This is a genomic window from Pantoea sp. R102, assembly GCF_004916815.1.
Lineage (GTDB): Bacteria > Pseudomonadota > Gammaproteobacteria > Enterobacterales > Enterobacteriaceae > Pantoea > Pantoea dispersa.
The window spans coordinates 1-4563 of sequence record NZ_SDFT01000206.1; the positions used below are offsets into that span (position 1 = coordinate 1).

The 4563-nt window shown below is 60.8% G+C and carries 5 protein-coding genes; 3 read left to right on the forward strand and 2 right to left on the reverse strand.

Annotated elements, in window-relative coordinates; all coding sequences use genetic code 11:
* Nucleotides 1-57 precede the first annotated feature (57 nt).
* On the forward strand, nt 58-936 hold the full coding sequence (locus tag ERD80_RS19190; protein ID WP_058769483.1) for an oxygenase MpaB family protein: 879 nt from the start codon (nt 58-60) through the stop codon (nt 934-936).
* On the opposite strand, the gene ERD80_RS19195 is transcribed toward ERD80_RS19190, so the two are convergent.
* Entirely contained in the window at nt 927-1220 is a 294-nt protein-coding gene (locus tag ERD80_RS19195; protein WP_136548115.1) for a hypothetical protein, read from the reverse strand. The genes ERD80_RS19190 and ERD80_RS19195 overlap by 10 nt on opposite strands.
* Nucleotides 1221-1446: 226 nt before the next feature.
* Between ERD80_RS19195 and ERD80_RS19200 the strand changes: the two genes are divergently transcribed.
* The gene (locus ERD80_RS19200; RefSeq protein ID WP_136548117.1) at nt 1447-2556 is read left to right on the forward strand and encodes a suppressor of fused domain protein; all 1110 of its coding nucleotides are present in this window, start codon (nt 1447-1449) and stop codon (nt 2554-2556) included.
* Nucleotides 2557-2607: 51 nt separating this feature from the next.
* Here the strand turns inward: ERD80_RS19200 and ERD80_RS19205 are convergent, their stop codons facing one another.
* Nucleotides 2608-2979 (reverse strand): LysR substrate-binding domain-containing protein, encoded by a 372-nt coding sequence (locus tag ERD80_RS19205; protein ID WP_248295876.1) that lies wholly within the window; start codon nt 2977-2979, stop codon nt 2608-2610.
* Nucleotides 2980-3049: 70 nt separating this feature from the next.
* Here ERD80_RS19205 and ERD80_RS19210 point away from each other — a divergent pair.
* Nucleotides 3050-4563: methyl-accepting chemotaxis protein (locus ERD80_RS19210; RefSeq protein ID WP_136548120.1), on the forward strand; the 1514-nt coding region annotated here is incomplete at its 3' end.

Sequence of the window (4563 nt, forward strand, 5' to 3'; positions counted from 1 at the left end):
CCCGCGCGCGGGAGAGGGCTGGGGTGAGGGAAAGGTCATTAGCGCAAGAACGAACAAATGAATCTCCGCCACCGCATTGAACAGCAGGTCTTTCGCCTTAACGGCCTGTCGCTCAACGAATTTGACATCTCTCAACCGCCGGGCGATCCCGGCCTGTTCGGTCCAGACCACATCATCTGGCAGGTACACGGCGACTTTCCCGCGATGCTGTGCGGCGGCATCAGCGCGCTGATGCTACAGATGCTGCATCCGGCGGCGCTGGCGGGCGTGTGGGATCACTCCAGTTTCCGCCAGGACATGCTCGGCCGGCTGCGGCGCACCAGTCAGTTCATAGCGGTCACCACCTTCGGCAACACCGCCGATGCGCATACCCTGATTGAGCGGGTCAAACGCATCCATCTGCGCGTTACTGGCATCGATAACACCGGCAAACCTTATGCCGCCAGCGATCCGCATCTGCTCACCTGGGTGCACGTTGCAGAAACCAGCCGCTTCCTGGCCGCGCATCTGCGCTACAAAAATCCGCAGCTCAGCCTCGCCGATCGCGATCGTTATTACGCCGAAGCGGCGCGGGTAGCGGAAGCGCTTGGTGCGCAGCAGGTGCCGAAAAGCGTAGAGGCGGTTGAGGCCTATTTACAGGCGATGCGGGCAGAGCTGGTTTACGATGCGCGCACTCACGAAGTGATGCAGCTGCTGCTTAACGCGCCGGCACCCAGCTGGCAGGCGAAACCGGCGATGTGCGTCATGCTGCGGGCGGGCTGTGGTCTGCTGCCCGACTGGGCGCAACAGCTGATGCAACAGCCGATCGGGCCAGTGACGCAATGGCGGATTGATAAGCAGATCGCGTTGATTGCCGCCCTGTTGCGCTGGTCAATCCAGCGTGGCGCCTGGGCGCGTGCCATGCAGCGCATGGGGCGCGATCCGCGTTACAGGTGAAATTCATCCTGCTTGCTGGTGTAGCTGCGCGGCGTGCGCGCCTCGCGTTTCAGCAGGAGCTGGCGCTGCTGATAGTGATGCAGCAGCATGCCCAGGCCAACGCCCAGTAGCGCCAGCGGCACCAGCGTGTAGTAGATATCCAGCGGCAGCAGCACCAGCAGCGCGATGGCACCGACGATCAGCGTCAGGGCTGTCATCACCCACGTATAGCGGACAAACAGCCACAGCAGCAGGGCGAGAATCACGATTTCGCGCAGATTGAGATCGAGGGTTTGCAGCACCATGACGACAGCTCCGCAACAGAAGAGTGCGCTGACAATAGCATGCGAAGCGGTAAAAGAATCGCAAAAAAATCTGAAGCTTCGCCGTCGCTGCCCCCGCCATTCTTAAGCCGGGCTGAACGATGGCCTGGCGCACTTTGAGAGTTTTACCCTTGTGTCACATGGCGCGAGTGCCGATCCTGCTCTATTCTCGGGGAAAATGGATCCCTCCAGGCATTGTCGAGGCGTTATGACACACCAACCTCTGATTGCTGAGGTGCCGAATCAGCAACACACTTTAACCGCCATCGTCGAACAGGATGCGCGTACCGCCTATTTTTATATCTGGCCGAACGACCTGTTCCGCAGTCAGTACGCCGTGCGCGGCTGCTGGTTGCGCAATCTGCTGCCGGCACCGGCACAGGAAGATCGCGAAGCGATGGAGCAGGGTATTGCGCCGCTGCTCAGCGCCAGCTATTGCCGCACGCTGGAAGCGGAGCCGATGCTCGATCCGGCCGGCCTGCAGATTTTGTGGGAGCCCAGCGACGACGGTGCCGCGCTGTGGTATTACGGCCAGCTGCTGGCGGTGATCCCTGGCTGGAGCCTGTATCAGGACAAGCAGGTCAGCTTCTCGGCGGGCTGCATCAAAGAGAACCGTCTCACCGCGCCGCTCGGTTCAGCCTCCACCAACGATTACTACGCGCGCGCCGAACAGCAGCGTCATTTCTGGCGTGACTGGCACGATGGCCAGCAGTGGGATCGCGTGCAGAGCGAGCTGCTGCAACGTTACCAGGCGCAGTTTGGTGAGTCGGTAAAATATTACGCCATCGATCAGGGCAACTGGCCGCCGATGGCGATTTCGCAGCACTGGCATAACGGCGTGTGGTATTTCTTCACGCTCGGCATGAGTATCCGGCCGATGCCGCAGGTGGATTATCTGTTTGACGAGCTGGCACCGCAGTACCGGCGTGTAGAGCTGGCGATGGCGGTGGATGGCGAAGTGATGACCGAGGCCAACGCGGTACAGATGGCCAGCGCGCTGGCGGAGTTTGCTCATTTGCCGTGGGCGCGGCTGACGTGGATTGGCGAAGGGCACACGCTGGCGTCGGAGGTCGCGCCGGTCGGCTTTGAAAGCTTCCTGCTGGCCAACGGGCTGGCGGGCGAAAACGCGCAACTGCGGCTGCCGAAGCGCGACGGCGATCGGCCAAATCTGCTGTGGGCGACGCCGATCACCGAAGCCGAGCGGCTGTTTGCCCAGGCGGACGATCGCGGCGGCCAGCAGCTGCTGCAGCGTTTGCTGTCGCAGGGCAGCGATCATGTGTTCCGTCCGCGCCAGGAAGTGGTGGAGTCCGCACCGTAGTGCCTGCCGAATAAGCCCCGACATACCCCTCTGGCAGCGACCAGGCGGGTATTAAGCGGATGCTTCCCGTTCCAGCCATGCGACAAAGCGGTTTAGCGAAGATGATTTGTCCACGTCAGGCGCAATTAACGCCACGTAGCGGCTCCCCTTCGCCTCAACAGCTAACGGGGTGACAAGCCGGTTGCCCTGCAGATCATGTCCCAGCATTTGTATTCCACCGATACCCACACCGACGCCATCAATAATCGCCTGCAGACTAATATAATTGTGTTCGAATCGCTGAAAACGTTCCGGACGCACCTCCCCGACGCCAGCCTGCTTCATCCACCGTTCCCACTCGCCTGACCGCGTACTGGATAACACGACAACGTGGGTCGCCAGGTCTGCAGGGGTGTTAGTTAACCATTTTGTGATCTTGCGCACCTCAAGTTCCTCTGTAACAAGCCGTTAACCTCGATCAGGCAACTCGCCACACCAGGGTAAGGGCACACCGATGTTAAAAACCACACAATCTCGTTTTACCGCGACTTTAGTCGCATTCTTCGTTGTTCTTATGCTGGTCACCGTCCTGGTGATCAACCAGTTCATCGCGCCACAGCTTAGCCAGAACGAAAGCCGGCTGGTGCGCTATGAGGTGGATGGTCTCGCCGGACGTATCGTCGAGCAGATGAACCGCGTGCAGGCGCAGCAGCGTGCCATTACCGAAGCGGCGGGCGTGATGGACAGCGCCGCCATTGATACGCTGCTGCCGGCGCTGGTTAACCAGTATCAGGACAGCAACGTGTTCGGCGGCGGTATCTGGCCGTTACCTAACCGGCGCGATCCGGCGAAAGAGAAAGACAGCTCGTTCTTTGCGCGTAACGCCAGCAACCAGCTGCAGGTCAACACCTACTGGAACTCCGATGCTGCCGACAAATACTGGGAGCAGCCGTGGTACAAAGATGGCATGGCCGCAGAAAAAGGCCAGTGCGCGTGGGCGAAGGCTTATCAGGATGCCGCCAGCCCGCAGCCGCGCACCAACTGCGCCATGGCGATTTACCGTAACGGCACTGTGTGGGGCGTCTCAACCATTGACGTCACGCTCGGCTTTTTCAACCAGCTGGCGCAGCAGATGGGTGAGGCGATTCATGGCCGCGTACTGATTGTCGAAGCGGACGGCAAAGTGGTCGGCAATGCCGCGTTGCTGGAGGGGACGCCGAAGCTGGAAAATCTGGCTGATACCCAGCTGCCAATGGCGGCGGCGCTGAAAGGGCTGCTGGCACAGGCCGGTTCTCAGCCGTCGCAAACCACCTTCAGCGGAGAAGATGGTGAGCACACGCTGTTCCTGCAGGCCATTCCCGGCAGCCCATGGTATCTGGCCAGCGACGTGCCGTCCGCGCTGCTGGATGCGCAGACGCACAGCATGCTGACCCGTCTCGGCCTGGTCCAGATCCCGCTGGCGATTCTGCTGCTGCTGGTGCTGCTTGGCTTTGTCCGCGCGATGATGAAACGCCTGAATCTGCTGCATCAAAACATCGAAGCGCTGTCGACTGGTGGTGCGGATCTGACGCAACGTCTGCCAGCCAGCAATAGCCCGGAATTCAATGCTGTGGCGCAAAGCTTTAACCAGTTCATCGCCCATTTGCAGGGGCTGATGCGCCAGGTGGGCGACAGCGCACTGGCGATTACCGCGGCTTCACGCGAAATCGCCAGCGGCAACGCCGATCTCTCGGCGCGGACGGAATCGCAGGCGAGTTCGATTGTGCAAACCGCCGCATCGATGGAAGAGCTGACCGGCACGGTGCGTCAGAACGCCGACAACGCCACGCACGCTAACCAGCTGGCAGATGGCGCGTCTCAGGTCGCGGCGCGCGGCAGTGAAGTGGTGCGTCAGGTGGTCAGCACCATGGGCGAAATCCATCACTCCTCGCGTAAGGTGGTGGATATCATCAGCGTCATCGACAGCATCGCTTTCCAGACCAACATTCTGGCGCTCAACGCGGCGGTAGAAGCGGCACGCGCCGGTGA